Origin of the sequence: Pseudomonas sp. B20(2017), assembly GCF_002113125.1 — a bacterium.
In the GTDB taxonomy this organism is placed as follows: domain Bacteria; phylum Pseudomonadota; class Gammaproteobacteria; order Pseudomonadales; family Pseudomonadaceae; genus Aquipseudomonas.
In genome coordinates, this window is sequence record NZ_NEJP01000002.1 from 47564 (window position 1) to 71651 (window position 24088).

Below are 24088 nucleotides of genomic sequence, written 5' to 3' on the forward strand. Positions count from 1 at the left end.
ACCAATGAGAACGGATGACGTCTTGAAATAATTAGTCAGCAGGCTGGATCGCCAACGGGGCTGGGCGCTTGGGCAAGTGCGGCGGCGTGTCGCAGTTCTCAGATCGCACTGTTATGGATCATTAGTTCTCTTTCTCAATTGACAATCATTATCATTCAACATAATTTGTCGCTCGATGTGTAGGACGGCCCCGTCCCCCAGGCGTCCCCCTAACCTATTGGCAGCAAGGTGATTTCCATGACGGAACAAGTATCCACAAGCAGGTGCGATTCACCGCTACTTCAGGCATTCGTCGACAATCGACTGATTCTGGTCAAGATTGCAGCCCGCATTACCGGCTGCCGGTCACGCGCCGAAGATGTGGTGCAGGATGCGTTCTTCCGACTGCAATCGGCACCGCCGATCACGTCGTCGATCAAGGCCCAGCTGAGTTATCTGTTCCAGATCGTGCGCAACCTTGCGATCGATCACTACCGCAAACAGGCGCTGGAGCAGAAGTACGCCGGCCCCGAGGAGGAAGGGATGAACGTGGTCATTCAGGGCGCCTCGCCGGAAACCTCGCACATCAACTTCTCGACCCTGGAACACATCGCCGACGCGCTGACCGAGCTGCCGGTCCGCACCCGCTACGCCTTCGAGATGTACCGTCTGCACGGCGTGCCGCAGAAGGACATCGCCAAGGAACTCGGCGTTTCGCCGACCCTGGTCAACTTCATGATTCGCGATGCGCTGGTGCATTGCCGCAAGGTATCCGGCAGCCGCGCCGACGCAGTGTCCGCGAACCGCCGCTGATAAAAACCGGCCGCAAAAAAAGATCGCAGCCTTCGTTGAAGGGCTGCGATCTTTTTTTTTTCAGCGCAGTGTCACACCAGCGTGCAGCGGTCGAAAAAGCGCTCGCGCCCGAGGATCATCAGCGCCGCGCGCTTGTGCGGGAAGTCGAACTCCTTCTCGCAGTGGAAACACTGGTTGTGCATGTGGCCAATCATCTTCGCGTTGTCGGCACGCGGTTCGGCGACCACTCGCTGAGTACGCGGATCATTCAGGAACAGGTAGTGCACCAGCGCAGACAGCCAGCTCGCCACCTTGTGCGGGCCACGATGGTCTTCCTCACCAACCAGCATGTGAATGCCGCGATCGTAATTGTCGGCATCGTAGAACGGCGCGATGCGATCTTCCTTGGCCCAGTAGGCTTCGAAATAGGCAAACGGCTGATCATCGAAACAACCGATCAGGGTCAGCGTGTGCGGATCGGCGTCGAGTTTGCTCAAGTACTCGCGATGCTGTTCGAGGCTGCCCTCTTCCTGCCAGAAACTGGCAACTCGCGGACTGTTCTGCCAGCGATTGAAACGCGCCAGATCCTGCTCGATCTCCACCGTTCGCAGGGAAATCCAGGCACCGAGGCGCGCATCGAAACGCCGATAAACCTCACCACGCGGTTTGACCGGGCGCAGCGGATGACGCTTGCCATTGCTGATGACCATCTGCTGCGGATAACTGCCGGTCAGCGAGGCCCCCAGCCACGGCTGCGGCAGTTGCCAGAACAGCGTGCGCTCGCAGCGATATTCGCCTGCCACTTCACTGCTCACCAGCAAACCGCTGAGCAAGGCTTCGGTCGGCGTCTGATCCAGTTGCCAGATCAATTGCTGACGCGCCGGATCCCGGGCAAACAGCCAATAACAGGCCGCCCACAGCGCCTGGCCCGGCGGCAGTGCGTAGCGTTCATCGATCTGGATCGGCCCCTGGCCTTCACGATCGAGACGCAGGCGAATCAGCGGTTGCCCGTCCAGGCTCAGGCTCAGACGGCTTTCGGTGGCATCGGCTACCAGTTGGCTGCCCGAAGGCAGGGCCAGGGCAGTCAGGTCATTCAGATTGGACATGGGTCGGGCTCACGGTAATCGTCGACAGTTCAACGATGGGACGTGAGCCGAGGCGGGAAATTTAGGCCAGGCGCGAAAAACCGTCCGTCATTGTTGCGGCACCGGCACCACCGCAATCTTGTACGGATCGAAGATCTTCAGCATCTGCCCGTTGTCGCGCAGACCTTGCAAAAGCTTGCCGAACGCCTCGCCGGTGATCGGCGCCTTCGGGCTGAGAATGGCGTAATGGTGGTAGATCTGGTCGATGCGTTGCGACACCAGCAATTCGTCGCGCACTTTTTCGTTGCGCAGCAGGTAATCGAACAGGTACGAGCGGGTCACCAGCGCAACGTCCGCACGCCCGCGCAAGACCATCAACAGGTTGCTGTCGTGGGAATAGGTCAGCGTGGCGCTATAGGTTTCCGCGAGGTACTTGGGATCGGCGTTGAAATTGGCGAATTCGTAGTGATAGCCGCTGTACAGCGCCAGGCGTTTGCCCTTGAGATCGGCGAAGTAATTCTGCTGGCGACCGGGCTTGTTCTGCGCGACGAAAATCTCCGCGTCCTCCAGGCCCATGTCGACGGTGGTGTGGGGAATGTCTTTCCAGCCCCACTCCGGGTTTTCGAAGATCGCCATGTCGGTGCGGCCATCCTTGAAATCGCCGAACCGGCGAGGAATCGAGGTGGGCACCAGCTCGAAACGATAGTCGCTCTGGGCGCTGTTCAAAGCCGCGACCAACTCCGGCAGCAGCCCTGTATCTGCGCCGTTTTCCGGGCGAATGGTGTAGGGCGGAAAATGCGCCGCGCCCACCCGAACCACTTGCGCCGCCGGAGCAGGCAATACCCATAATGCAGCCAGCGCTGCGAGCATCAGCCCGGCGGCCGTCCGAATTGGCGAAGACTTCAAAACACCCCACTCCCCGAAAAAGTACCGATCATTGCATTCAAGCTAGGCGGTTTCGCCCAGTTAGCCAGTTTCCCGGCCCGATAGAAAGCGCCTAGCGCTCTTCGAGCACCAGAATCAGCGCTTCTTCGGCCAGTTGATCCAGGCTCAGGCTGCCGCCGGCGCGGAACCAGGTGGTGGTCCAGGACAATGCGCCCGTGAGAAAACGTCGGGTAATGAACACATCGCCACGGATGAAGCCCGCCTCCTTGGCCTCGCCCAGCACTTGCAGCCAGAGGTCTTCGTAAATGTCGCGCAGCGCCAGCACTTTTGCCTGGCCATCTTCGGACAGCGAGCGCCATTCATACACCAGCACCGCCATCGCCTCGCCGCTGCCGCCCATGATCGACTGCAATTCGCAGCGGATCAGCGCCAGCACCCGCTCGCGCACATCGGCGGCATCAGCAAGGGCTGCACGCATCAGCGCGGTGTTGTAGCGGATGGTTTCCTCCATCACTGCGCGCAGGATTTCATCCTTGCTCTTGAAGTGATGAAAGATGCTGCCGGACTGAATCCCCACGGCACCGGCCAGATCGCGCACCGTGGTGCGCTCGTAGCCCTTGTTGCGGAACAGGTGGGCCGCCACTTGCAGCAGTTTGCCGCGAGCGCTGTCCGGATCGGTCAGCTGGCCGGCATCGACCAGTTCACGCATGACCCTCAGGGCTTTTTGCTCGTCCACCCGTTCTCTCCTACAGTCGATCAGTCAAATGCGCCGTACGCCGCAGAAACGGCGGGGTTGCGCGGGCAATTTAAGCCGCCGGCGGTGACCAAGCAAGCGCTTGGGCAGAAGATAATTCCAGGCGTTTACAAACCAAGCGCTTGCTTGGTAGTCTCGATGCACTTCTGTCACAGGTTCCTGAGTCGGAGATCAAAATGCCCACCTCGGTTCGCATCGGATGCGCCAGCGCATTCTGGGGAGACACCTCGACCGCCGCCGCGCAGTTAGTGGCGGGCGGACAGCTGGATTATCTGGTCTTCGACTATCTGGCCGAAATAACCATGTCGATCATGGCCGGCGCACGCATGAAGGACCCGCAGGCCGGGTTCGCAGGAGACTTCATTGAAGTCCTCGCGCCCCTGCTGCCACAACTGGCCGAACAGAACATTCGCGTCATCAGCAATGCCGGCGGGGTCAACCCAAAGGCCTGCGCCGCCGCGCTGCAAGCGGCCTGCGACAAGGCCGGCGTAGAGCTGAAAATCGCCGTCCTGCTGGGCGATGACCTGCAACCCCGCGTAAAACACCTCGCCTCCCAAGGCATCACGGAAATGTTCAGCGGCGCCCCGCTGCCGCCGATGTGCGTGTCGACCAACGCCTACCTCGGCGCGCCGGGCATTGTCGAAGCCCTGCGCCTCGGCGCCGATATCGTCATCACCGGCCGGGTGGTCGACAGCGCAGTGGTCAGCGCCGCGCTGGTGCACGAATTCGACTGGTCGTGGCACGACTACGACAAACTCGCGCAAGCAGCCCTGGCGGGGCACATCATCGAATGCGGTGCGCAGTGTACCGGCGGCAACTTCACCGACTGGCGCGATGTGCCGGATTACGAACACATCGGTTTCCCGATCGTCGAAGTCAGCGCCGACGGCCAGTTCATCGTCAGCAAACCGGAAGGCTCCGGCGGGCTGGTCACACCGCTGACGGTCGGCGAACAGATGCTCTACGAAATCGGCGATCCGCAGGCTTATCTGTTGCCGGATGTGGTCTGCGATTTCAGCGAGGTTAAACTCCAGCAACAAGGCAAAAACGCCGTCCGGGTCCACGGCGCCAAAGGCCTGCCGCCCAGCGACCAATACAAGGTCAGCGCCACGTATCCGGACGGTTTCCGCTGCACCGCCAGTTGCCTGATCGCCGGCATCGATGCCGTGGAGAAAGCCCGGCGCGTCAGCCAGGCGATCCTCGACAAGACCTCGGAAATGCTCGACCAGAAAGGATTGGGCCCCTACACCGAAACCCACGTCGAACTGCTCGGCAGCGAAGCCACCTACGGCCCTCACGGCCAGCGTCGGGACAGCCGCGAAGTGGTGATCAAACTCGCCGTGCGCCACCCGAACAAGCAGGCACTGATCCTGTTTTCCCGCGAGATCGCCCAGGCCGCGACCGGCATGGCGCCGGGCCTGACCGGCATCGTCGGCGGGCGGCCGACGGTGTATCCGCTGATCCGGCTGTTCTCGTTCCTGATCGACAAAAGCGCCTGCACATTGCAGATCGACATCGCTGGCGAATCTCATCTGTTTGCCCTGCCCGCCCCCGCCACCCTCGACAGTCAGGATCTGCCCCTGCCCCACGAAACACCCAAACCCCAGGGCCGCGCCGACGCGAGCGTGCCATTGGTGAAACTGGCCGTGGCGCGCTCCGGCGACAAGGGCAACCACAGCAACATCGGCGTCATGCCACGCCGCCCGGAATACCTGCCGTGGATCGCCGAGGCGCTGACCCCGGCGGTGGTTGTGGACTGGATGAGTCATGTCCTCGACCCGATTTACGGCCGGGTCGAACGCTGGTATCTGCCGGGCACCCACAGCCTCAACTTCCTGCTGGAAAACGCCCTCGGCGGCGGTGGCGTGGCGAGCCTGCGCATCGACCCGCAAGGCAAGGCCTTCGCTCAACAACTACTGGAAATCCAGATCCCGGTGCCGCAGAGCATCGCCGAACAGTTCGACTAGAGGATTGGCACCATGGCGTTCGAATCGATTTTCAGGGCTGATCTGTTCAGCGGCCAGACCGTCATCGTCACCGGCGGCGGCAGTGGCATCGGGCGTTGCACCGCCCATGAACTGGCGGCGCTCGGGGCGACCGTGGTGCTGGTCGGGCGCAAGCCGGAAAAGCTGCAAACCGTTGCTGCCGAAATCGCCGAGGACGTCGGCCGTGCGCACTGGAAGGCTTGCGATATCCGTGACGAAGAAGCAGTGAAGGCGCTAGTCAGCGAACTGATTCGCGAACACGGGCCGATCCACGGGCTGGTCAACAATGCCGGCGGCCAGTACCCGTCGCCCCTGGCCTCGATCAATCAGAAAGGTTTCGAAACCGTGCTGCGCACCAATCTGGTCGGCGGTTTCCTGATGGCCCGGGAAGTGTTCAACCAGTCGATGAGCAAACACGGCGGCAGCATCGTCAACATGCTTGCCGACATGTGGGGCGGCATGCCCGGTATGGGCCACTCCGGCGCCGCGCGTTCGGGCATGGACAACTTCACCAAAACAGCGGCGTTCGAATGGGGTTATGCCGGCGTTCGAGTGAATGCGGTAGCCCCGGGGTGGATCGCTTCCAGCGGCATGGACACCTACGAAGGCGCGTTCAAAGCGGTGATCCCGACCTTGCGCGAACACGTGCCGCTCAAGCGCATCGGCACCGAATCAGAAGTCAGCGCGGCGATTGTGTTTCTGCTCAGCCCTGCCGCCTCGTTTATCAGCGGTAGCACGTTGCGTATCGACGGTGCGGCCAGCCTGGGCAGTCGCGCCTGGCCACTGCACAAGGCGACACACGGCGAATCCTTCAACGGTTTTCACCGGGCCTATATGCCGGACGTCTTGAAGGACAAGGAGTAAGCCATGCCGCAGATCCAGTCCCAACTCGACCCGCACAGCGAAGCCTTCGCCCGCAATCGCGCAGCGATGCTCGCGGCCATCGAGCAAGTCCAGCAGCTCGAACAGAACCTGCTGAACAAGGCCGCCGAAGCCAAACCGAAATTCGACAAGCGCGGACAATTGCTGCCCCGTGAGCGCCTGAATCTGCTGCTCGACCCCGGCGCGCCATTCCTCGAACTGGCGAGCCTGGCCGGCTACAAACTCCACGACGACAAGGACGGCAGCTCGGCCGGTGGCGGCTTGATCGCCGGCATCGGTTACGTGTCCGGCGTGCGCGCCTTGATCGTGGCGAACAACAGCGCGATCAAGGGCGGGACGATTTCCCCGTCGGGCCTGAAAAAATCCCTGCGCCTGCAACAGATCGCCCAGGAAAACAAACTGCCGGTCATCACCCTCGCCGAAAGCGGCGGCGCCAACCTCAATTACGCGGCGGAAATTTTTGTCGAAGGCGCACGCAGTTTTGCCAATCAGGCGCGGATGTCGGCCATGGGGTTGCCGCAGATCACTGTGGTGCACGGCTCGGCCACCGCCGGCGGCGCTTATCAGCCGGGGTTGTCGGACTACGTGGTGGTGGTGCGCGGCAAGGCCAAGCTGTTTCTTGCCGGCCCGCCGTTGCTTAAAGCAGCGACCGGTGAAGTCGCCACCGACGAAGAACTGGGTGGTGCCGAGATGCACGCGCAAGTCGCCGGCACCGCCGAATACCTGGCCGAAAACGATGCCGACGGCGTGCGTCAGGTGCGGGAAATCGTCAGCCTGCTGAACTGGAACGAGCAAATACCGTGGCTGCCCGAGCCGCAATTCAAGGAGCCGCTGTACCCCATCGACGAACTGCTCGGCCTGATCCCGGACGACCCGAAAAAACCCTACGACGTGCGCGAAATCATTGCTCGGATCGCCGATGAATCACGCTTCCTGGAGTTCAAGGGCGAGTTCGATCAGCAGACCGTTTGCGGGCACCTGAAAATTCAGGGCCGCGCCTGCGGTTTCATCGGCAACAACGGCCCGATCACGCCCAACGGTGCGAGCAAGGCGGCGCAGTTCATTCAGCTCTGCGATCAGAGCCAGACGCCGCTGCTGTTTTTCCACAACACCACCGGGTTCATGGTCGGCACCGAATCGGAACAGCACGGGGTGATCAAGCACGGCTCCAAATTGATCCAGGCCGTGGCCAATGCGCGGGTGCCGAAACTGACAATCGTGGTCGGCGGCTCCTACGGCGCGGGCAACTACGCGATGTGCGGGCGCGGGCTTGATCCGCGCTTCATCTTCGCCTGGCCCAACAGCCGCACCGCCGTGATGGGCGGCGCCCAGGCCGGCAAGGTGCTACGGATCGTCACCGAAGCCAAGCAGCTCAAGGACGGCCTGGTGCCGGACCCGAAAATGCTCGACATGCTGGAGCAGGTCACCGCGCAGAAACTCGACAGCCAGTCCACCGCCCTCTACGGCAGCGCCAACCTGTGGGACGACGGGCTGATCGATCCGCGCGACACCCGCACTCTGCTCGGTTACCTGCTGGACATCTGCCACGAAGCCGACGTGCGCACGCTGCAACCCAACAGCTTCGGCGTCAGCCGGTTCTGATCGCCACGGATTAAAGGAGAACAATAAAAATGATCTTCACCCCGGAACACGAAGCACTGCGCCGTACTGTCCGCCAGTTCGTCGAGCACGAAATCAACCCGCACGTCGATGAGTGGGAAAAGGCCGGGCGTTTTCCTATCCACGAGATTTTCCGCAAGGCCGGCGACCTCGGTCTGCTGGGGATTTCCAAGCCGGAAAAATTCGGCGGCATGGGCCTGGATTACAGCTATTCGATCGTTGCGGCGGAAGAGTTCGGCACCATCCATTGCGGCGGCATTCCGATGTCGATCGGCGTGCAGACCGACATGTGCACCCCGGCCCTCGCCCGCTTCGGTTCCGATGAATTGCGCGAAGAGTTTTTGCGCCCGGCGATCAGCGGCGAGCAGGTCGGTTGCATCGGCGTCTCGGAAGTCGGTGCCGGCTCCGACGTCGCCGGGCTCAAGACCACCGCACGCAAGGACGGCGGCGACTACGTGATCAACGGCAGCAAGATGTGGATCACCAACTCGCCGAGCGCCGACTTCATCTGCCTGCTGGCCAACACCTCGGACGACAAGCCGCACGTCAACAAGTCGCTGATCATGGTGCCGATGGACACGCCGGGCATCAGCCTCAGTTCGAATCTGGACAAGCTCGGCATGCGCAGCTCGGAAACCGCCCAGGTGTTTTTCGATAACGTACGCGTGCCCCAGCGCAATCGCATCGGTCACGAAGGCGCCGGGTTCATGATGCAGATGCTGCAGTTCCAGGAGGAACGTCTGTTCGGCGCGGCCAACATGATCAAAGGCCTGGAATACTGCGTCGACAGCACCATCGAGTACTGCAAGGAACGCAAGACCTTTGGCAACGCGCTGATCGACAATCAGGTGATCCACTTCCGTCTCGCCGAATTGCAGACCGAAATCGAATGCCTGCGGGCGCTGGTGTATCAGGCCACCGAGCAATACGTGAAAGGCCAGGACGTCACCCGACTGGCCTCGATGGCCAAGCTCAAGGCCGGGCGCCTCGGCCGGGAAGTCAGCGACAGTTGCCTGCAATACTGGGGCGGCATGGGCTTCATGTGGGACAACCCGGTGGCCCGCGCCTACCGCGACGTGCGGCTGGTGTCGATTGGCGGCGGCGCCGATGAAATCATGCTGGGGATCATCTGCAAACTCATGGGCATCTTGCCGGGGAAAAAGAAATGAGCGCCCTGCCCGATTGCCAGACGCTGCTGCTGGAACGGCACAACGGCGTGTTGCACATCACCCTCAGTCGCCCGGAAAGCCGCAACGCCATGAGCCTGCAAATGGTCGCCGAGTTGCGCGCCGTGCTGGCAGAGGTGCGCGATGACCGCGGCGTTCGCGCACTGGTGCTCAGCGGTGCCGGTGGGCATTTCTGTGCCGGCGGCGACATCAAGGACATGGCCAATGCCCGCGCCCAGGGCAGCGATGCCTATCGCGATCTGAACCGTGCCTTCGGGTCGTTGCTGGAAGAAGCGCAGCACGCGCCGCAAGTGCTGATCACGGTGTTGCAGGGCGCGGTGCTCGGGGGCGGCTTCGGCCTGGCGTGTGTCAGCGATATCGCCATCGCCGATCATCAGGCGCAATTCGGTTTGCCGGAAACCAGCCTCGGCTTGTTACCGGCGCAGATCGCGCCATTTGTGGTGCAACGCATCGGTCTGACTGAAACCCGACGTTTGGCCCTGACCGCCGCCCGCTTCGACGGCCATCAGGCCCGACGCCTGGGGCTGGTGCATTTTGTCGAGCAGGATCCGCAGGCGCTCGCCGAGCGACTGGATGAAGTGCTCGACCACGTCTTGTGTTGCGCCCCGGAGGCGAATGCGGTGACGAAAAAACTGCTGCTGGCCAGTGCCGGCCAGCCGTCGAAAGAATTGCTGGACGAAGCCGCGCAGTGGTTCAGCGCAGCGGTGATCGGTGCCGAAGGCATCGAAGGCACGATGGCGTTTGTGCAAAAGCGCAAACCGAGGTGGGCCTCTTAAAAAACATCGCGGGCAAGCCCGCTCCCACAGTTTTTGTGAGCTCCACTGACTCCTGTGGGAGCGGGCTTGCCCGCGATGAGGCCCTTCAATTCACCGCCAACATTCAGGAAAACCACCATGCCCGCCCTCCACAAAATCCTGATCGCCAACCGCGGTGAAATCGCCTGCCGCATCCAGCGCACCGCCCAGGCCCTTGGTTATCGCACGGTCGCCGTTTTCAGCGACGCCGACGCCGACGCACTGCACGTGCAGATGGCCGATCAATCGGTGAATATCGGCCCGGCGCCGGTGCAGCAGTCCTACCTGAACGTCCCGGCCATCCTCGACGCCGCCCGGCGCAGTGGTGCCGATGCAATCCATCCCGGCTACGGTTTCCTCTCGGAAAATGCCGAATTCGCCCGGGCTTGCGAACAGGCCGGCCTGACCTTCATCGGCCCCAGCGTCGAAGCCATCGAACTGATGGGCAGCAAACGACAATCGAAAATCGCCATGCTCGCCGCCGGTGTGCCGTGCATCGCTGGCTATCAAGGCGCGGAGCAGGACGACGCAACCCTGACCCGTGAAGCCGAGCGCATCGGTTACCCGTTGATGATCAAGGCCAGCGCCGGTGGTGGCGGGCGCGGCATGCGCCTGGTGCACCACGCATCTGAACTGGCAGCGCAATTACGCACAGCACGCTCCGAAGCCTTGAACGGTTTCGGCAGCGACGAACTGATCCTCGAACAGGCGTTGATCGAACCGCGCCATGTCGAAGTGCAGTTGTTCGGCGACACGCATGGCAACCTGATCTACCTCGGCGAGCGCGACTGCTCGATTCAGCGCCGCCACCAGAAAGTCATCGAAGAAGCACCCTGCCCGGTGATGAACGAAGAACTTCGCCAGGCGATGGGCGAAGCGGCGCTCAAGGCCGGGCGTGCGGTGGGCTATGTCGGTGCTGGCACGGTGGAATTTTTGCTTGATGCCGATGGCCGGTTTTACTTTCTGGAGATGAATACCCGGTTGCAGGTCGAGCACCCGGTGACTGAGTTGATCACCGGGCTGGATCTGGTGGCATGGCAACTGTCGGTCGCCGAAGGTCAGCCGCTGCCGCTGTCGCAAGCGCAGGTCAAACTCAATGGCCACGCCATGGAAGTGCGCCTCTACGCCGAAGATCCGGCCCAGGGTTTTCTTCCGCAAACCGGGCGGGTCGAAGCCTGGGCGCCGGCACTGGATCGCGGGGCGCGGATTGATCACGGCCTGATCGACGGGCAGTCGATCTCACCGTTCTACGACCCGATGCTCGGCAAACTGATCGCCCACGGCGCAACCCGCGAAGAGGCCCGGCGCAAACTGCTGTGTGCGGTGCAGGACAGCGTGTTGCTGGGCGTGCAGAGCAATCAGCGGTTGCTCGCCAGCCTGTTGCAGCATCCGCAGTTCATCAGCGGGGAATTCGGCACGGGCTTTATCCCTCAACACTTCTCAGATCACGACTGCCTGTACGCCTATTCGCCCAGTGCCGAAGAGCTGGCCGTCGCGGCGCTGCTGTTTTACCAATCCGCCGCGCAGCAACACCGCGCCCCGTTGTCAGGATGGCGCAACAACGCCGGTGCGCCGTTGCTCTATCGCATCGGTCTCGACGGCCGCGACTGGAACGTGCAACTGCGCGCCAGTTCGAATAACGCGTTTGAAGTGCGGGTGGCGGAACGTGTAATCGAACTCAGACTGATCGAGCACTCTGCAGGGGGCATCACTCTGGAAATCGAAGGCCTGCGCCAACGCCATGCTTATCGCCTGCGCGACGACCAGCTCTGGCTGTTCACCCACCCCGGCAGCCTGCATCTGGTGGATCGAACTCACGCAGTGATCGACAGTCAGACCAGCGTCAGTTCCGGCACGTTGAAAGCCCCGATGGATGGCGCCATCATCGACGTGCTCGTCAGTGAAGGCAGCCCGGTCAGCAAGGGCCAACTGCTGGTGGTGCTGGAAGCGATGAAAATGGAGCACCCGCTCAAAGCCGGCATCGACGGCGTGCTCAAGCGGGTGCAGGTCAAGGTCGGCGATCAGGTAAAAAATCGTCAGGTTCTGTTGCAGGTCGAGTAGTCGCCGCGCGCATCCGCAAGGTTTGACTACGCTCTGAATAATCAGGACGCGGAAATCAGGAACCCTGCGATGCCCCATTGGCTGGTCATAGATCTGGAAGCCACCACCGATGAGGGTGGCTGGCCGGTTACGGAAATGGAGATCATCGAGATCGGCGCGACCCTGGTGGATCGTGCCGGTCGCGAGCAGGATCACTTTCAGCGCTTCGTCAAACCGACGCGGCGCCCCTTGTTGACGCCGTTTTGCCGCGAACTCACGCACATCACCCAAGCCAACATAGACGCGGCGCAGCCGTTGAGCGAAGTGTGGCCGGCCTTCGAGCGTTGGCTCGGTCAGCACCAGACACGCCTTGAAGGCTGGGCCAGCTGGGGCGATTACGACCGCAAGCAATTGCTTCAGGAATGGCAGCGCCTGCAACTCGACAGCGCCCTGAGCCGGGTGCCGCACATGAACCTCAAACAGCGCTTTGCCAAGGCCCGCCGTCTCGAACGACCTCTGGGGCTTAATGGCGCGTTGCAACTGGCGGGCATGCAATTCACCGGTCAACAGCACCGGGCGCTGGAAGATGCGCGCAATACCGCCCGATTATTGCCATTGGTGCTGCCGCTCTAGCGCAGGTGACGGCGCCAGAAGCCTTGTGCATACTGGCCGACCCTTTTTAACCCTTTTAAGCCCTTTTCGAGAGGAATCGCCCATGTTTAAAGTCAACGAGTACTTCGACGGCACCGTCAAGTCGATCGCTTTTGGCACCGCTGAAGGTCCTGCGACCATCGGCGTCATGGCCCCGGGCGAATACGAATTCGGCACCAGCCAGCGTGAAATCATGCACGTGGTTTCGGGCGCACTGACCGTCAAACTGCCGGACAGCAGCGACTGGGAAACCTTCGCCGCCGGCAGCCAGTTCAACGTGCCCGCCAACAGCAAGTTCCAGCTGAAAGTGGCCGTCGACACCGCTTACCTGTGCGAATACCGCGGCTGAACCCACGGTTTTCGGCGGTCATAAAAAATGCCCGTGTCCAAGGACACGGGCATTTTTCGTTTCAGGGCGGGTTATTCGAGGATTTCCACCGGCATGCCGACTTCAAGTCGACCATTGCTGTCATTGACCAGGTTCTGGCCAAACATCGCGCCATCGGCCTGAGCACGGGTCTTTTGCAGGGTTGCCAGTGGTTCGCGGTCAGCGCTGCGCTCACCGGTCTGCGGATCGATCGTGGTGAGAATGCACCGCGAGCAGGACTTGACCACGCGGAACTCGACATCGCCGATACGAATCCGCTTCCAGCCATCCTCGGCGTATGCGTCACTGCCTTCGATCACCAGATTCGGCCGGAACCGCAGCATTTCCAGCGGACGCCCGACTTCCTGCGACAGGCGTTGCAGCGAGGCCTCACCAATCAGCAACAGTGGAAAGCCGTCGGCAAACGCCACTTGGTCGTCATCGTGACCGTACCCGGCCTGAGTCGTACGGGCGCGATCCAGCGGCACTTGCACCAGTCGGGTTGGCTTGCCGATGAAATCGCTGACCCAGCGGGCCGCCTCCTCGCCGGCATCCGGTACGCGCAAGGTATCGCGCCAGATGGTTACGCCACGCAGGTCGTCGTCGCTGCCGGGCAAGGCGACATCGATTGCCGAATGCCCCGGCGCGCTGAGCGTCAGACCGCCAGCGGCATTCCACAGTGCTGACAGCTGACTCATCCTCGCTTCGGCACGCTGGGTCAGGAACCGCCCGCTGGCCTCGTCCACCAGCATCCAGCGTCGGTCGCCCTCAAGCCCCAGTTTGTCCAGGCCGATCCCTTGCAGGACCTCGCCCTTGGCGGATTTCAACGGGTAACGATAAAGCGCGCTCAGACGCAGCATGGCCAGCTCCCTGGTGGGTCAAAAACGCCACCCTATACGAGCTTTGTCAGCGAATCAAAGGCTGACGCAGGGTCAGTCTCGACAGGTTGATCAGGCCGGCACTTCGTCGAGCATCAGACGCTGGCGCACCACATCGACCAGTTTGTCCGGCTGGAACTTGGAGAGGAAGTTGTCGCACCCGACCTTCTTCACCATCGAGTCGTTGAAGCTGCCGGACAGCGAGGTGTGCAGCACCACATACAGGCCACGCAGGCGCGGATCGTTGCGGATTTCGGTGGTCAGGCGATAGCCGTCCATTTCCGGCATTTCGGCGTCGGTGAACACCATCAGCAGTTTGTCGGTCATGTTCACCCCGGTGTCCGCCCAGGCCTTGAGCATGTTCAGGGCTTTCAGGCCGTCGCTGGCGATGTGCATTTTCACGCCCAACTGGCCGAGGGTGTCGCGCAATTGCGAGAGCGCCACGTTGGAGTCGTCCACTAGCAACACTTCGCGACCACGGGCTCGTTCCAGCACCGGATCGTCCAGTTTGTCGCGGGATACCTTGGCGTTGTACGGCACGATTTCGGCGAGGACTTTCTCGACGTCGATGATTTCCACCAACTGATCGTCGACCTTGCTGATGGCCGTCAGGTAATGCTGGCGACCGGCGCTGGTCGGCGGTGGCAGGATGGCTTCCCAGTTCATGTTGACGATGCGGTCCACGCCACCGACGAGGAACGCCTGCACCGAACGATTGTATTCGGTAACGATGATCGTGCTGTTCGGGCCCGGCACCAACGGACGCATGCCGATCGCCTGGGACAGGTCGATCACTGGCAGTGTCTGCCCACGCAGATTGACCACACCGCAGACAAACGGGTGACGCTGGGGCATCAGGGTCAGTTTCGGCAACTGCAGGACTTCCTGAACCTTGAACACGTTGATCGCGAACAATTGGCGTCCGGCCAGTCGAAACATGAGAATTTCCAGGCGATTCTCACCCACCAGTTGCGTGCGTTGGTCTACCGTGTCGAGAATGCCGGCCATCAATGACTCCTGGGCTTGTTCTGATGAATTCACTATTGGGGGTTATCGGCTGGATCTGACGGATCTTGATTCCGTCACAAATCACTAACAAAATGCCACGAACAGGCATTGATGTCACATTAACATCATGCTTTACTGGCCCGGTGAAATCATCTGCTACATTCTCTTCGGCGCGACCTCGGTTTGCGCGACAGGTTCCCGTGCCTAAGGGAATCCCCTAGTAACAATCAGGCCCAACCTGATGTTCGCGATATCCAATAGCCATTAATGTGACGCCATTCTCATTGCATGAACGGAGTCAGGCTATTGTGTGCGATCGCAGTTCAGTGGAAACACATCCTCTTGAAACCCCAGGTCCGTGCGGATGCACACCGGGGCGCGGTCTCGCGACGGTTCATGATCGTCGACACACACGGCATTCCCTCATCAGACATGACGTGGTGGAGATAAGCATGCCGAACGACCGTGATGACTGGACGCAGCGCTTCCCCGAATTTCTTGTCGAGGCTGAAATGCTCCTGGCCAAGTCCGAAGAATGTCTCAGTCACTTGCAGTTGATCAGCAATGACAAGGACGCCATCGATTGCATGCTCAGCACCCTCCTGAAGCTTGCGAACAAGGCCGATGCCCTGTCACTGGAGGCGGTGTCCGGATTTTCCCTGCACCTGCATGGCTTGCTCACCCAGGTACAGGATCACGTGGATTTGCATGCGCAGGCCCTGGAAGCACTGAAAGAGTGCTTCACCCTGATGGCCTGGCAACTGGAACTGGTTGACCCACGCACCGGCCAGCTTGGACTGGATGAAAGCGAACAGGCATCGCTTATAGAAGCCTTTGCCTGTCAGGTCGGACAGGCTCACTTCCAATTGCCGCTCAATGGCAAGCCAATGTCCCTCGTCACTTGGTCGGAGCACCAGGCGTAACGAGATACACCATGGGCTGTTCAGGCCCGTCAGTTCTCGCAGTCGTATGTCGCAATTGAATAATTCATACCTGCCCGCGACCTCTTCCAATAAATAATTACGAGCGATGAATGCGGACTATCCTCCACGGATGTCAGGGTTTTCCTGTGTAAAAGAAAACTTGCGGCTGCATCGCTAATTATCGAGTCAGGTACTTCAACTTTTCCATAATGGAACCGTCGTCCAACATGGCCTGTTTCCTGACTCTTTGGACATATAGGGCAAACGCGACCAACGGTATGTTAAGTGGTATTATGCCGCCCGTTAGTTGTTTCAGTTAATGGCAATGTGACTTCAATGATCGGTCTCCAGCGAAGTTGGCGCTCAATTATCGATCACTGAACCGTCTTTGAAATCAACAACCTGAATGACAGTTTTCCAGACAGAGACCGCCAGCCCTTCTGACCGGTCTGCCCGCAGCGAACATCCATTGGCTCCATCCGCTATGTACGCCAGCCTCAAGTCAATCACCACATGGCCCCCCTCTCGAGAAAATGCCCGCAGGTTCACACTCCTGTTGTGCACGGCTTCGGCCTTGGGCAGCCTGTTGTGCTATGGCTTCTCTGCGCCGTTGCCGCTCGGCCTGCTGCTGATCAACGTGGCGGCTGCCGGCTGCGTCTGGACCCAACATCGTCTGTCGCGCAAATCCATCAAGTTCCAGCCTCAGGAACTGGCCGACCGTTTGCTGGAAGTCCAGGAAAACGAGCGCCATCGCCTGAGTCGTGAACTGCATGACGATATCGGCCAGCTGCTGACCGCCGCCAAGCTGCAAAGCGAATGGCTCAAGCGCCGCCTGCCCGCAGATATGCAGGAACACTGCTCGGTCCTTTGCGAGACCCTGGAAGAAACCCTCAACAAGGTTCGCGACGTCTCGGCCATTCTCAATCCGCGGCAGTTGACCAGCCTTGGCCTGGAAGCAAGCCTGCGGGCGCATTTGCTCAAGGTATTGGCCAATACTTCGGTGCACTGGAGTCTTGATTGCCAGCAGCGCCTGAATGGGATCCCCGAAGAAATGGCGGTCGCTGCCTTTCGCATCACTCAGGAAGCGGTCACCAACATACTTCGCCATGCACAGGCCAAAAACCTGTTGATCCGCGTACAACGCCTGCCGCAGGGCCTGACCTTGCTGATCAGCGATGATGGCCTGGGCTTTTCCCCGGCAGCGAACCCGGGGCGCGAAGGACAACGGGGCATGGCCGGAATGGCCGAACGGATCGAGCAACTGGGCGGCACACTGAGCGTGACCAGCGAGCCGGGCAAAGGTACTCAAATCGAAGCACTATTCCCCTGGGCGCCCCGTGCACTCGAGCGGGCCAGTACGAATAAGGTTATGCGTTGACTTGTAACTTACTTCTGGTGGATGACCACTCGCTGATCAGGGCCGGCGTACGCGCCCTGGTACTTGATATTCCCGGTTATGCGGTGATCGGCGAGGCCAATGACGGCTCGCAGCTGCTCGAGATGGTCGAGCAGCTGTCTCCCGATATCGTATTGCTGGACATTTCCATGAAAGAAACCGGCGGACTGGAAGCCCTCCAGCGGCTCAGACGCGTACGCCCGCACGCCAAAGTGCTGATTCTCTCGATGCACACCGACCCCGCGCTGATCATGCAGGCGCTGGAGTCCGGCGCTCACGGTTACCTGCTCAAGGACACCACGGCCACCGAGCTCGAACACGCACTGGAAGCACTGCGCAACAACGAGCGCTACTTGAGCCCAGCCATCGCTCACACCGTGATCAATCAGGCGCTGACCCGCAACCTCAAGCAGCAACCGGAAGTCACCGAGTCGCACAACCTGACAGCACGCCAACTGGAAATCCTGCGTCTGATCGTACGCGGCAAGTCCACACGGGAAATCGCCAATGGTCTGGGCTTGAGCATCAAGACGGTCGAAACTCACCGCTCGCAGATCATGAAACGCCTGCAGATCTACGATGTGGCGGGCCTGGTGCTGTTTGCCGTGCGGGAACAGATCATCAGTCTGGACGACTGAGCCGGGTCGTTGTGCTCAACAGCGGCGAGTCCTTGGGCAAATGCACACGCAAGGCTCCGGAGCGCGCCGCAAACCGCAGACTGTCGCCCTCCAGTGGCTCACCGTCGAGATTGATGCAGAGCCCTTCGGCAACCTTGATCTCGACCCACGGCAAGCGGGTCCGTACGAACATGTTATCGATGCCGAAACCGTCGCTGAGCAGGGTTTTCAGCGTGCCGACCAGCTCCTGCGGCGCCGGCAAGATACTGATATCCAGAAGACCGTCATCCACCAGCGCTTCTGGACACAACACATGCCCCCCGCCGGCCTGACGGCCATTGCCGATACCCAAAGCCAATAATTCACCGCTCCAGTGAAAGTCCGGCCCCTGCAATTCGCCATAGGCGGCATGCAGTTCACTGAATCGCGAGAGACCGGTGAACAGGTAGGCCGCACCTCCCAGAACTTTTTTCAGATCCTCCGAGGTATTGGCCGTGACCTGGCTACCGAATCCACCGGTGGCCATGTTCAAGAAGATCTGCCCGCCCACTTCACCCAGATCGATGGCATGTGAGGGAGCATCAAGCAACTCCAATGCTTCGGCTGGCTCCAAAGGAATACCTGCTGCACGCGAAAAATCGTTGGCGGTTCCCAGTGGCAACAGCGTCAGACTGGCCTTGCCCGGCTGCGCCGCCAGCGCCTCGGCGATGTCGCGCAGGGTGCCGTCCCCTCCGCCAGCGACGATCTGACTGAATCCGGCCGCCAGCGCCTCCTCCACCAGCCGCTGAGCATCACCTGCCTCCCAGGTCAGGCGCACCGCCAGTTCCCAGCCTTGCTTGCGCTTGGCCTCGACAGCAGCACGAACATCCTCGTTGAGTGCCTGCTTGCCATGCAAAATCATCAATGCCCTGCGTTCACTCATTTTCACCACTCCCGGAATTGAATCACTACGAGACATCTTGACCCTCAACACCCGCAAAAAAGTCGCAGTTGCCGTGACTTATTCCAGCAACAGGAATGCTCTTCCAGCATGAAGTACTTTTTCGTACAGAATGTAAGGAATCGGCTCAATTGACTGGACACGCCCATTGATAGAACGTGTGGGGTGTCAACGATCTTCAATCCGAAAACACAAGGATGTGCATTAAATGAGTGAAAACGGCTCAAGAAGTTTCGAAAGGTTGCATACCGGTACGTTCCAATCGGCACTCAAAGCAGCGGGTGGGCGTTTCGATGCAAAGCCATGATGCAAGAGTGCCTGTCATTCCGGTTATCCCCCTCCCGGAAAGTCGCGCCAGTCATAAAACCGAATTCGAAAGCAGCGTCAGGAAACCCGGAGAAACCGATATGGAGCCTCGTGTCAGCGAGCTGGAAACCCATCTCAAGTACATCCGCCGCGACATGGATGAAATCAGAGGAGACGTCAAAGCCATCAAGCACCGCCTTGCGTACTCGGCAGGCGCGACAACAGTGGTACTCGGACTGCTTGGCTGGGTCGCAAATAGCCGGTTCGATCAGCTTGTTACCTTGATCAGCCGTTGAACGGGATGCAGGCATCGGTCATTTGCCGAGCCTGCATATCATCGTCTTGAGTCAACCCAAAAGCTCACTCAGTGGAATGAAAGGCACACTGTATCCTTCGACAAGCGTTCGCCCTTCTCGTACCTCCACCAACCCATCGGCCCACGCGGCGCTGCGCAGCACGCCCGAGCTCTGGTTGCGGTAGATAGTCGCTTTTCCCTGCTCCAAACGCCCGCGCAAATACTCACGACGATTGCCGGCCTGTGGCCAGGCAAACCCCGCCGGCACCGAAAATTTCAATGGTTCGGCATCCGGCACGCCCATCCGGCGCAGCAGGTAAGGCCGGGCCAGCAAGGCGAAGGTCACCAGCGTCGACGCAGGATTGCCCGGCAAACCGATCACCGGCACACCGCGAAAATGCCCCACTGTCAGAGGTTTTCCAGGCTTGATGGCGAGCTTCCAGAGCGTCAGTTCGCCCTCTTCCCTCAACGCGATGCCAAGGAAGTCCGCTTCCCCGACCGACACGCCACCGGTCGAAAGAATCAGATCTACATCTTGCAGCTCACCAAGACGCGCACGGGTAGCGGGTAAATCATCAGGAAGAATCCCGGCATCAACTACTTCACACCCCAACCGCTGCAACCAGCTGCACAACAATACCCGGTTGCTGTTGTAGATCTGCCCCGGGCCCAATTGCGTTCCCGGCTCGACCAACTCGTCGCCGGTGGACAGAACCGCTACGCGTACCTTGCGAATGACATCGAGAGCGGCACACCCCAACGATGCGGCCAGCCCCTGCTCTATCGGACCAAGTCGAGTTCCGGCGGATAAGATCAGCTCACCTACCGTGGTTTCCTGGCCTTGCGGGCGAATGTTCTGCCCGATTGTCATCGGCTCGATGAAACTCACTCGCTCATCGGCGTGAACCTCGACATTTTCCTGCATCTCGACAACGTCTGCGCCCGGAGGTACAGGCGCCCCCGTGAAGATTCGGGCGCAGGTGCCCGGCGTCAATGGCTCTGGCGCTTGCCCGGCGAAGACTTTTTGACTGACCGGCATTGGCTCACCGGTCCAGTCGGAAGAACTCAGCGCATAGCCGTCCATTGCACTGTTGGGCCATGGCGGCAAATCCAGCGTCGATATCAGATTCTCTGCCAGAACTCGCCCTTGAACCTGCGCCAACGGCAAATGTTCACGTTCGGCAATGCGTGACGCGTCGGCCATTTCCAGCAGACGCGCCAATGCCTCCTCGACGGGCATCAGACTAGCGGTCTTGCCAGGCTTACCCACGGGATTCACAAGGCGCCGCCTGTTTCAAATGAGCGACGAAATTGCAGGGCCGGTGACGAGAGTCCAGTTGCTCGGCGAGGATACCGTCCCAACCGGTGCGCACCGCATTGGTCGAACCCGGCAGACAGCAGACCAGCGTCCCATTGGCCAATCCCGCCAACGCACGGGACTGCACCGTCGAGGTGCCGATGTCGGCCACCGATATCTGACGAAACAACTCACCAAAACCATCGACTTGTTTATCGAGCAGGCAGGTGACGGCTTCGGGGGTACTGTCGCGACCGGTAAAACCGGTGCCTCCAGTGATCAGCACTACTTGCACCACATCTTCGGCAATCCAGTGGGCGACTTGCGCACGGATTTTGTACAGGTCATCTTTGAGTAGCACCCGCTGCGCCAGATTGTGGCCGGCAGCCGTCAATCGATCGACGAAAACCTGGCCAGAGGTATCGGTTTCCAGAGTTCGGGTGTCGCTAACCGTCAGAACAGCGATGTTGAGCGGTGCGAAAGGTACATCAGCCTTGGCTTTCATAGGCTCGTCCAGTTGTAGGAGAAACAGCCCGGTGTTATATCACAGCACCCCATTTTTTTGCCGCCCCTGTGCAGAGTTGCCATGACTTCGAATACTCCACTGCCACCTTGCTCGATCTTGTTGCTGGCGGGTGGGCGTGGCCAACGCATGGGTGGTCAGGACAAGGGACTCGTGGAATGGCAGGGTGAACCATTGATCGCGCATGCGCAGCGCAAGACTCGTCTTCTGACGGACGACCTGATCATCTCCTGCAACCGTAATCATGAGCGTTACGCGCCCTACGCTGATCAGTTAGTGACAGACGACGAAGAAGATTTTCCTGGACCATTGGCCGGCATTCGCGCCGGACTGAAAGCTGCGCGCCACACCCATCTGTTGGTTTTGCCCTGCGATGTTCCACGTATCGACTTCCCACTGCTGCAAAGCATGCGCGAGACGGCAAGTCTGCATTCTGAAAAACCTTTAATGTTGCGGCATGACAATCATTGGGAACCGCTACTTTGCGTGATTCCGGTGGCGCTCCTGCCCGCTTTCGAGGATGCGTGGAAGGCTGGGGAACGCAGCCCAGGCCGGCTCATGCGCAGTCTCGATGCCCAGGCCCTGGTTTGCCCCGACAACGACCCACGCCTGGCCAACCTCAACACCCCTGAACTGTTGAGTTCGCACAACACTGTGTCAGACTGACAGCATTCAAGGAACTTGCACGCCTTGTATACGTCTCAAGCTCAGTAACCAAAAGAATTTCCCTTCGGAGACACACTCATGACTCAACGGACCCTCGCCACTTTCATGCTCGCACTGGGCCTCGCCACCCTCGCTGGTTGCGCTTCGCCAACAGTGATCACCTTGAATGACGGTCGCGAAATCCAGGCTGTCGACGCCCCTAAGTATGATGAAGATTCGGGCTTCTACGAGTTCGAACAACTGGACGGCAAGCACACCCGCATCAACAAGGATCAGATCCGCACTGTCAAAGAGCTGTAAGTCTTCAGTTCGACAGCGGATACAGAAAAGCCCGCAATATGCGGGCTTTTTCGTGTCTGGCAGAAAAGGGTCGATACCCGGGATCACCAGTCCAGCGTGATCCGGCTTTCAAATTCGCGCACCTGCCCCGTGACCGGGTCGATGAATCGCAACCCCTGCGCCAGCAGTTTGAGCGGATTGGCGTAGTCATCTTCAACGTCTTTGAGCACTTCGGGGTAAAACGGATCATTGCAGATGCTCGCCCCCAGCGCCGTCATATGCACCCTGAGCTGATGCTTCTTGCCGGTCACCGGGTACAGGCCGTAGCGCCAGAGTTCGCCGTTCTTTTCACGAACCTCCACCGCCGTTTCGGTATTACTTACACCCGGCCCTTCCTGCATGCGGAAAAACGGTTCACCGTCGATCATGCGGCTCATGTGCACCAACGGGAAGTCCAGCCCGGGCAGCGCGGCCGCAATGGCTTCATAGCGTTTTTCGATCTGCCGTGTCGGAAACAGCGACTGATACGCCGACCGCGTCTGTGGGTTGGCAGAGAAAATCACCAGCCCGGCCGTGTGCCGGTCAATCCGGTGCAGCGGCACCAGATGGGGATTGTCCAGGCGCCGGATCAATCGGCGAAGCAACGTCTGTTCGACATACTCGCCTGCCGGGGTCACAGGAAGGAAATGCGGCTTGTCCGCCACCACCAGATGGTCGTCCGCATACAGGATCGACTCGACCACCGGGATCGGTTTTTCATCCGGCACTTCACGAAAATAGTGAATGCGCAGCCCTTCCTTGTAGGGCAAGTCCAGCGCGATCGGCTGACCCTGGCCATCCAGCACCCGGCCCCGGGCGATTCGATCCAGCCATTGATCGCGGCCGATGGCACTGAAATGCTCACACAGGCAATCGAACACTGTCCGCCAGCTACCGGGGGGCAGATACAGCGTGCTGGCCTGATTCTGTGCGGCGGAAAACGTTGATGTGCTGGACATACGAAAACTCTAACCTTCAAAGCAGAGCGGCATTATCCAACACCGGGCGCAGCAGACCTAGCGCGAAATCAGGCGGGAATCGATTTGAGCGCCGCCGCCTCGGTGAATTCCTTGAGCCAGCGCAACACGTCCACGGCATCCCAACGGCCCGGATCGTACAAGGCGTACAACAATCCCTGATAACCGACCACATCCAGTTGCTTGTGATAGCCGGCACGCTGAAACAAGGCCTCGATCTCGGCAAAGCACGTATTGAAATGCAGCTTGTTGAAGGGGGTCTTGCCTTCGGTGACCAGACCGTCCAGGCGCAATTCGTGGACGGCCTCGCGCACCACGTCAACCGACATCCCGTTCACGCTGCTTTTCAACTGTTCGACATTGACCACGGTGGCTCCCTCTGACATCCGGCTTGCCCTGACTAATACCCGGAAACGGCATGGCAGGCCAACCCAATTACTGTATACGCATACAGTAACCGAATAACCCGAAAAGTGCCAAGACGTGATTGAGCGAAGGTGACGAGCGCCATCAACGCAGAAGGGAAAAGACGATTAACGCAGGAATGCCACCACCTGATCGGCGCTGAACGGCCACCCCAGTTCCGCGCCAGTATCGACTCTGCGCAGGACAGGGATCCGCAGGCTGTAGGCCTCGAACCACGATTCGTCGTCAGCAATATCCACCAGTTCCACCAGCAGACCATGCTCGACAAAAGGCATCAGTTCGGCCTCCGCGACTTCACACAAATGGCACCCCAGGGTGCCGAACAACTGGCATTCAGGAAGCATGTGCGCTCAACCCCAAAAATCGAGTGATCATTCTAGGCCTGCCCGCAAAGCCCGTCGACCCACACGCCGGGTTCGAATCCGACCTTCGTAAAACCCTGATGTAAATCAGCCCACAAAATCGCCATTTACGCGATGCTCCGTTGTTTTTTACCT

At 60.0% G+C, this 24088-nt stretch carries 25 protein-coding genes and 2 pseudogenes; 16 read left to right on the forward strand and 11 right to left on the reverse strand.

Annotation, left to right across the window (positions count from 1 at the left end):
• The first annotated feature begins 237 nt into the window (after positions 1-237).
• Positions 238-792 (forward strand): RNA polymerase factor sigma-70, encoded by a 555-nt coding sequence (locus CAF63_RS03230; protein WP_085683388.1) that lies wholly within the window; start codon positions 238-240, stop codon positions 790-792.
• 71 nt (positions 793-863) lie between these two features.
• Here CAF63_RS03230 and CAF63_RS03235 read toward each other — a convergent pair whose 3' ends face one another.
• The 3 genes from CAF63_RS03235 to CAF63_RS03245 all read right to left on the reverse strand — a co-directional run bounded on the left by CAF63_RS03235 (position 864) and on the right by CAF63_RS03245 (position 3477).
• The gene (locus CAF63_RS03235) at positions 864-1877 is read right to left on the reverse strand and encodes a GNAT family N-acetyltransferase (protein ID WP_085683389.1); all 1014 of its coding nucleotides are present in this window, start codon (positions 1875-1877) and stop codon (positions 864-866) included.
• 87 nt (positions 1878-1964) lie between these two features.
• Positions 1965-2762: an ABC transporter substrate-binding protein gene (locus CAF63_RS03240; RefSeq protein WP_085683390.1), complete on the reverse strand. Its 798-nt coding sequence runs from the start codon at positions 2760-2762 to the stop codon at positions 1965-1967.
• Between the two features lie 91 nt (positions 2763-2853).
• Positions 2854-3477: a TetR/AcrR family transcriptional regulator gene (locus CAF63_RS03245; RefSeq protein ID WP_007955773.1), complete on the reverse strand. Its 624-nt coding sequence runs from the start codon at positions 3475-3477 to the stop codon at positions 2854-2856.
• A 194-nt stretch (positions 3478-3671) separates the two neighbouring features.
• Between CAF63_RS03245 and CAF63_RS03250 the strand changes: the two genes are divergently transcribed.
• The 9 genes and pseudogenes from CAF63_RS03250 to CAF63_RS03285 all read left to right on the forward strand — a co-directional run bounded on the left by CAF63_RS03250 (position 3672) and on the right by CAF63_RS03285 (position 13003).
• Positions 3672-5462 carry an acyclic terpene utilization AtuA family protein gene (locus CAF63_RS03250; RefSeq protein ID WP_085683391.1) on the forward strand — a complete coding sequence of 597 codons (1791 nt, stop codon included), beginning with the start codon at positions 3672-3674 and terminating at the stop codon, positions 5460-5462.
• 12 nt (positions 5463-5474) lie between these two features.
• Positions 5475-6344 (forward strand): SDR family oxidoreductase, encoded by an 870-nt coding sequence (locus CAF63_RS03255; protein WP_085683392.1) that lies wholly within the window; start codon positions 5475-5477, stop codon positions 6342-6344.
• 3 nt (positions 6345-6347) lie between these two features.
• A complete protein-coding gene (gene atuC / locus CAF63_RS03260) occupies positions 6348-7964 on the forward strand; it encodes a geranyl-CoA carboxylase subunit beta (RefSeq protein ID WP_085683393.1) in 1617 nt (538 codons plus the stop codon).
• Positions 7965-7993: 29 nt separating this feature from the next.
• Positions 7994-9151 (forward strand): citronellyl-CoA dehydrogenase, encoded by a 1158-nt coding sequence (atuD, locus tag CAF63_RS03265; protein WP_085683394.1) that lies wholly within the window; start codon positions 7994-7996, stop codon positions 9149-9151.
• Entirely contained in the window at positions 9148-9945 is a 798-nt protein-coding gene (locus CAF63_RS03270; RefSeq protein ID WP_085683395.1) for an enoyl-CoA hydratase/isomerase family protein, read from the forward strand. Before atuD ends, CAF63_RS03270 begins: the two co-directional genes overlap by 4 nt.
• Positions 9946-10062: 117 nt before the next feature.
• Positions 10063-11545 (forward strand): annotated as a pseudogene (locus tag CAF63_RS03275) (acetyl/propionyl/methylcrotonyl-CoA carboxylase subunit alpha); the annotation flags it as partial.
• A 128-nt stretch (positions 11546-11673) separates the two neighbouring features.
• Positions 11674-12024: pseudogene (locus CAF63_RS29135) on the forward strand (acetyl-CoA carboxylase biotin carboxyl carrier protein subunit); the annotation flags it as partial.
• 69 nt (positions 12025-12093) lie between these two features.
• Positions 12094-12636, forward strand: coding sequence for an exonuclease domain-containing protein (locus CAF63_RS03280; RefSeq protein WP_011335265.1), 543 nt, complete (start codon positions 12094-12096; stop codon positions 12634-12636).
• Between the two features lie 82 nt (positions 12637-12718).
• Positions 12719-13003, forward strand: coding sequence for a pyrimidine/purine nucleoside phosphorylase (locus CAF63_RS03285; RefSeq protein WP_007940055.1), 285 nt, complete (start codon positions 12719-12721; stop codon positions 13001-13003).
• 71 nt (positions 13004-13074) lie between these two features.
• Here CAF63_RS03285 and CAF63_RS03290 read toward each other — a convergent pair whose 3' ends face one another.
• Both CAF63_RS03290 and CAF63_RS03295 read right to left on the reverse strand, forming a co-directional pair.
• A complete protein-coding gene (locus CAF63_RS03290; RefSeq protein ID WP_085683397.1) occupies positions 13075-13881 on the reverse strand; it encodes an MOSC domain-containing protein in 807 nt (268 codons plus the stop codon).
• Positions 13882-13971: 90 nt separating this feature from the next.
• Entirely contained in the window at positions 13972-14907 is a 936-nt protein-coding gene (locus tag CAF63_RS03295) for a chemotaxis protein CheV (RefSeq protein ID WP_003226705.1), read from the reverse strand.
• A 452-nt stretch (positions 14908-15359) separates the two neighbouring features.
• Between CAF63_RS03295 and CAF63_RS03300 the strand changes: the two genes are divergently transcribed.
• From CAF63_RS03300 to CAF63_RS03310, 3 genes are all read left to right on the forward strand, one after another.
• Positions 15360-15830 (forward strand): hypothetical protein, encoded by a 471-nt coding sequence (locus tag CAF63_RS03300; protein ID WP_085683398.1) that lies wholly within the window; start codon positions 15360-15362, stop codon positions 15828-15830.
• A 484-nt stretch (positions 15831-16314) separates the two neighbouring features.
• Complete coding sequence (locus tag CAF63_RS03305; RefSeq protein WP_085683399.1) at positions 16315-17208, forward strand: sensor histidine kinase; 894 nt, start codon at positions 16315-16317, stop codon at positions 17206-17208.
• Positions 17205-17864, forward strand: coding sequence for a response regulator transcription factor (locus tag CAF63_RS03310; RefSeq protein ID WP_085683400.1), 660 nt, complete (start codon positions 17205-17207; stop codon positions 17862-17864). The genes CAF63_RS03305 and CAF63_RS03310 overlap by 4 nt, the downstream gene beginning before the upstream one ends.
• On the opposite strand, the gene yegS is transcribed toward CAF63_RS03310, so the two are convergent.
• Complete coding sequence (gene yegS / locus CAF63_RS03315; protein ID WP_085683401.1) at positions 17848-18765, reverse strand: lipid kinase YegS; 918 nt, start codon at positions 18763-18765, stop codon at positions 17848-17850. The two genes, CAF63_RS03310 and yegS, sit on opposite strands and share 17 nt — an antisense overlap.
• 311 nt (positions 18766-19076) lie before the next feature.
• On the opposite strand from yegS, the gene CAF63_RS03320 reads away from it, so the two are divergent.
• Complete coding sequence (locus CAF63_RS03320) at positions 19077-19385, forward strand: hypothetical protein (protein ID WP_085683402.1); 309 nt, start codon at positions 19077-19079, stop codon at positions 19383-19385.
• Positions 19386-19436: 51 nt separating this feature from the next.
• Here the strand turns inward: CAF63_RS03320 and glp are convergent, their stop codons facing one another.
• Both glp and moaB read right to left on the reverse strand, forming a co-directional pair.
• Complete coding sequence (gene glp, locus CAF63_RS03325; protein ID WP_085683403.1) at positions 19437-20663, reverse strand: gephyrin-like molybdotransferase Glp; 1227 nt, start codon at positions 20661-20663, stop codon at positions 19437-19439.
• A complete protein-coding gene (gene moaB, locus CAF63_RS03330; RefSeq protein ID WP_085683404.1) occupies positions 20647-21186 on the reverse strand; it encodes a molybdenum cofactor biosynthesis protein B in 540 nt (179 codons plus the stop codon). Before moaB ends, glp begins: the two co-directional genes overlap by 17 nt.
• 81 nt (positions 21187-21267) lie before the next feature.
• Between moaB and mobA the strand changes: the two genes are divergently transcribed.
• Together mobA and CAF63_RS03340 are read left to right on the forward strand one after the other, a co-directional pair.
• Positions 21268-21870: a molybdenum cofactor guanylyltransferase MobA gene (gene mobA / locus CAF63_RS03335; RefSeq protein WP_085683405.1), complete on the forward strand. Its 603-nt coding sequence runs from the start codon at positions 21268-21270 to the stop codon at positions 21868-21870.
• Positions 21871-21948: 78 nt separating this feature from the next.
• The gene (locus tag CAF63_RS03340; protein ID WP_007955739.1) at positions 21949-22170 is read left to right on the forward strand and encodes a YgdI/YgdR family lipoprotein; all 222 of its coding nucleotides are present in this window, start codon (positions 21949-21951) and stop codon (positions 22168-22170) included.
• A gap of 83 nt (positions 22171-22253) precedes the next feature.
• Here the strand turns inward: CAF63_RS03340 and CAF63_RS03345 are convergent, their stop codons facing one another.
• From CAF63_RS03345 to CAF63_RS03355, 3 genes are all read right to left on the reverse strand, one after another.
• Entirely contained in the window at positions 22254-23147 is an 894-nt protein-coding gene (locus tag CAF63_RS03345) for a pseudouridine synthase (protein ID WP_085683406.1), read from the reverse strand.
• A gap of 68 nt (positions 23148-23215) precedes the next feature.
• Complete coding sequence (locus CAF63_RS03350) at positions 23216-23533, reverse strand: hypothetical protein (protein WP_007955735.1); 318 nt, start codon at positions 23531-23533, stop codon at positions 23216-23218.
• Positions 23534-23698: 165 nt separating this feature from the next.
• A complete protein-coding gene (locus tag CAF63_RS03355) occupies positions 23699-23935 on the reverse strand; it encodes a glutaredoxin family protein (protein WP_007955734.1) in 237 nt (78 codons plus the stop codon).
• Positions 23936-24088 lie beyond the last annotated feature (153 nt).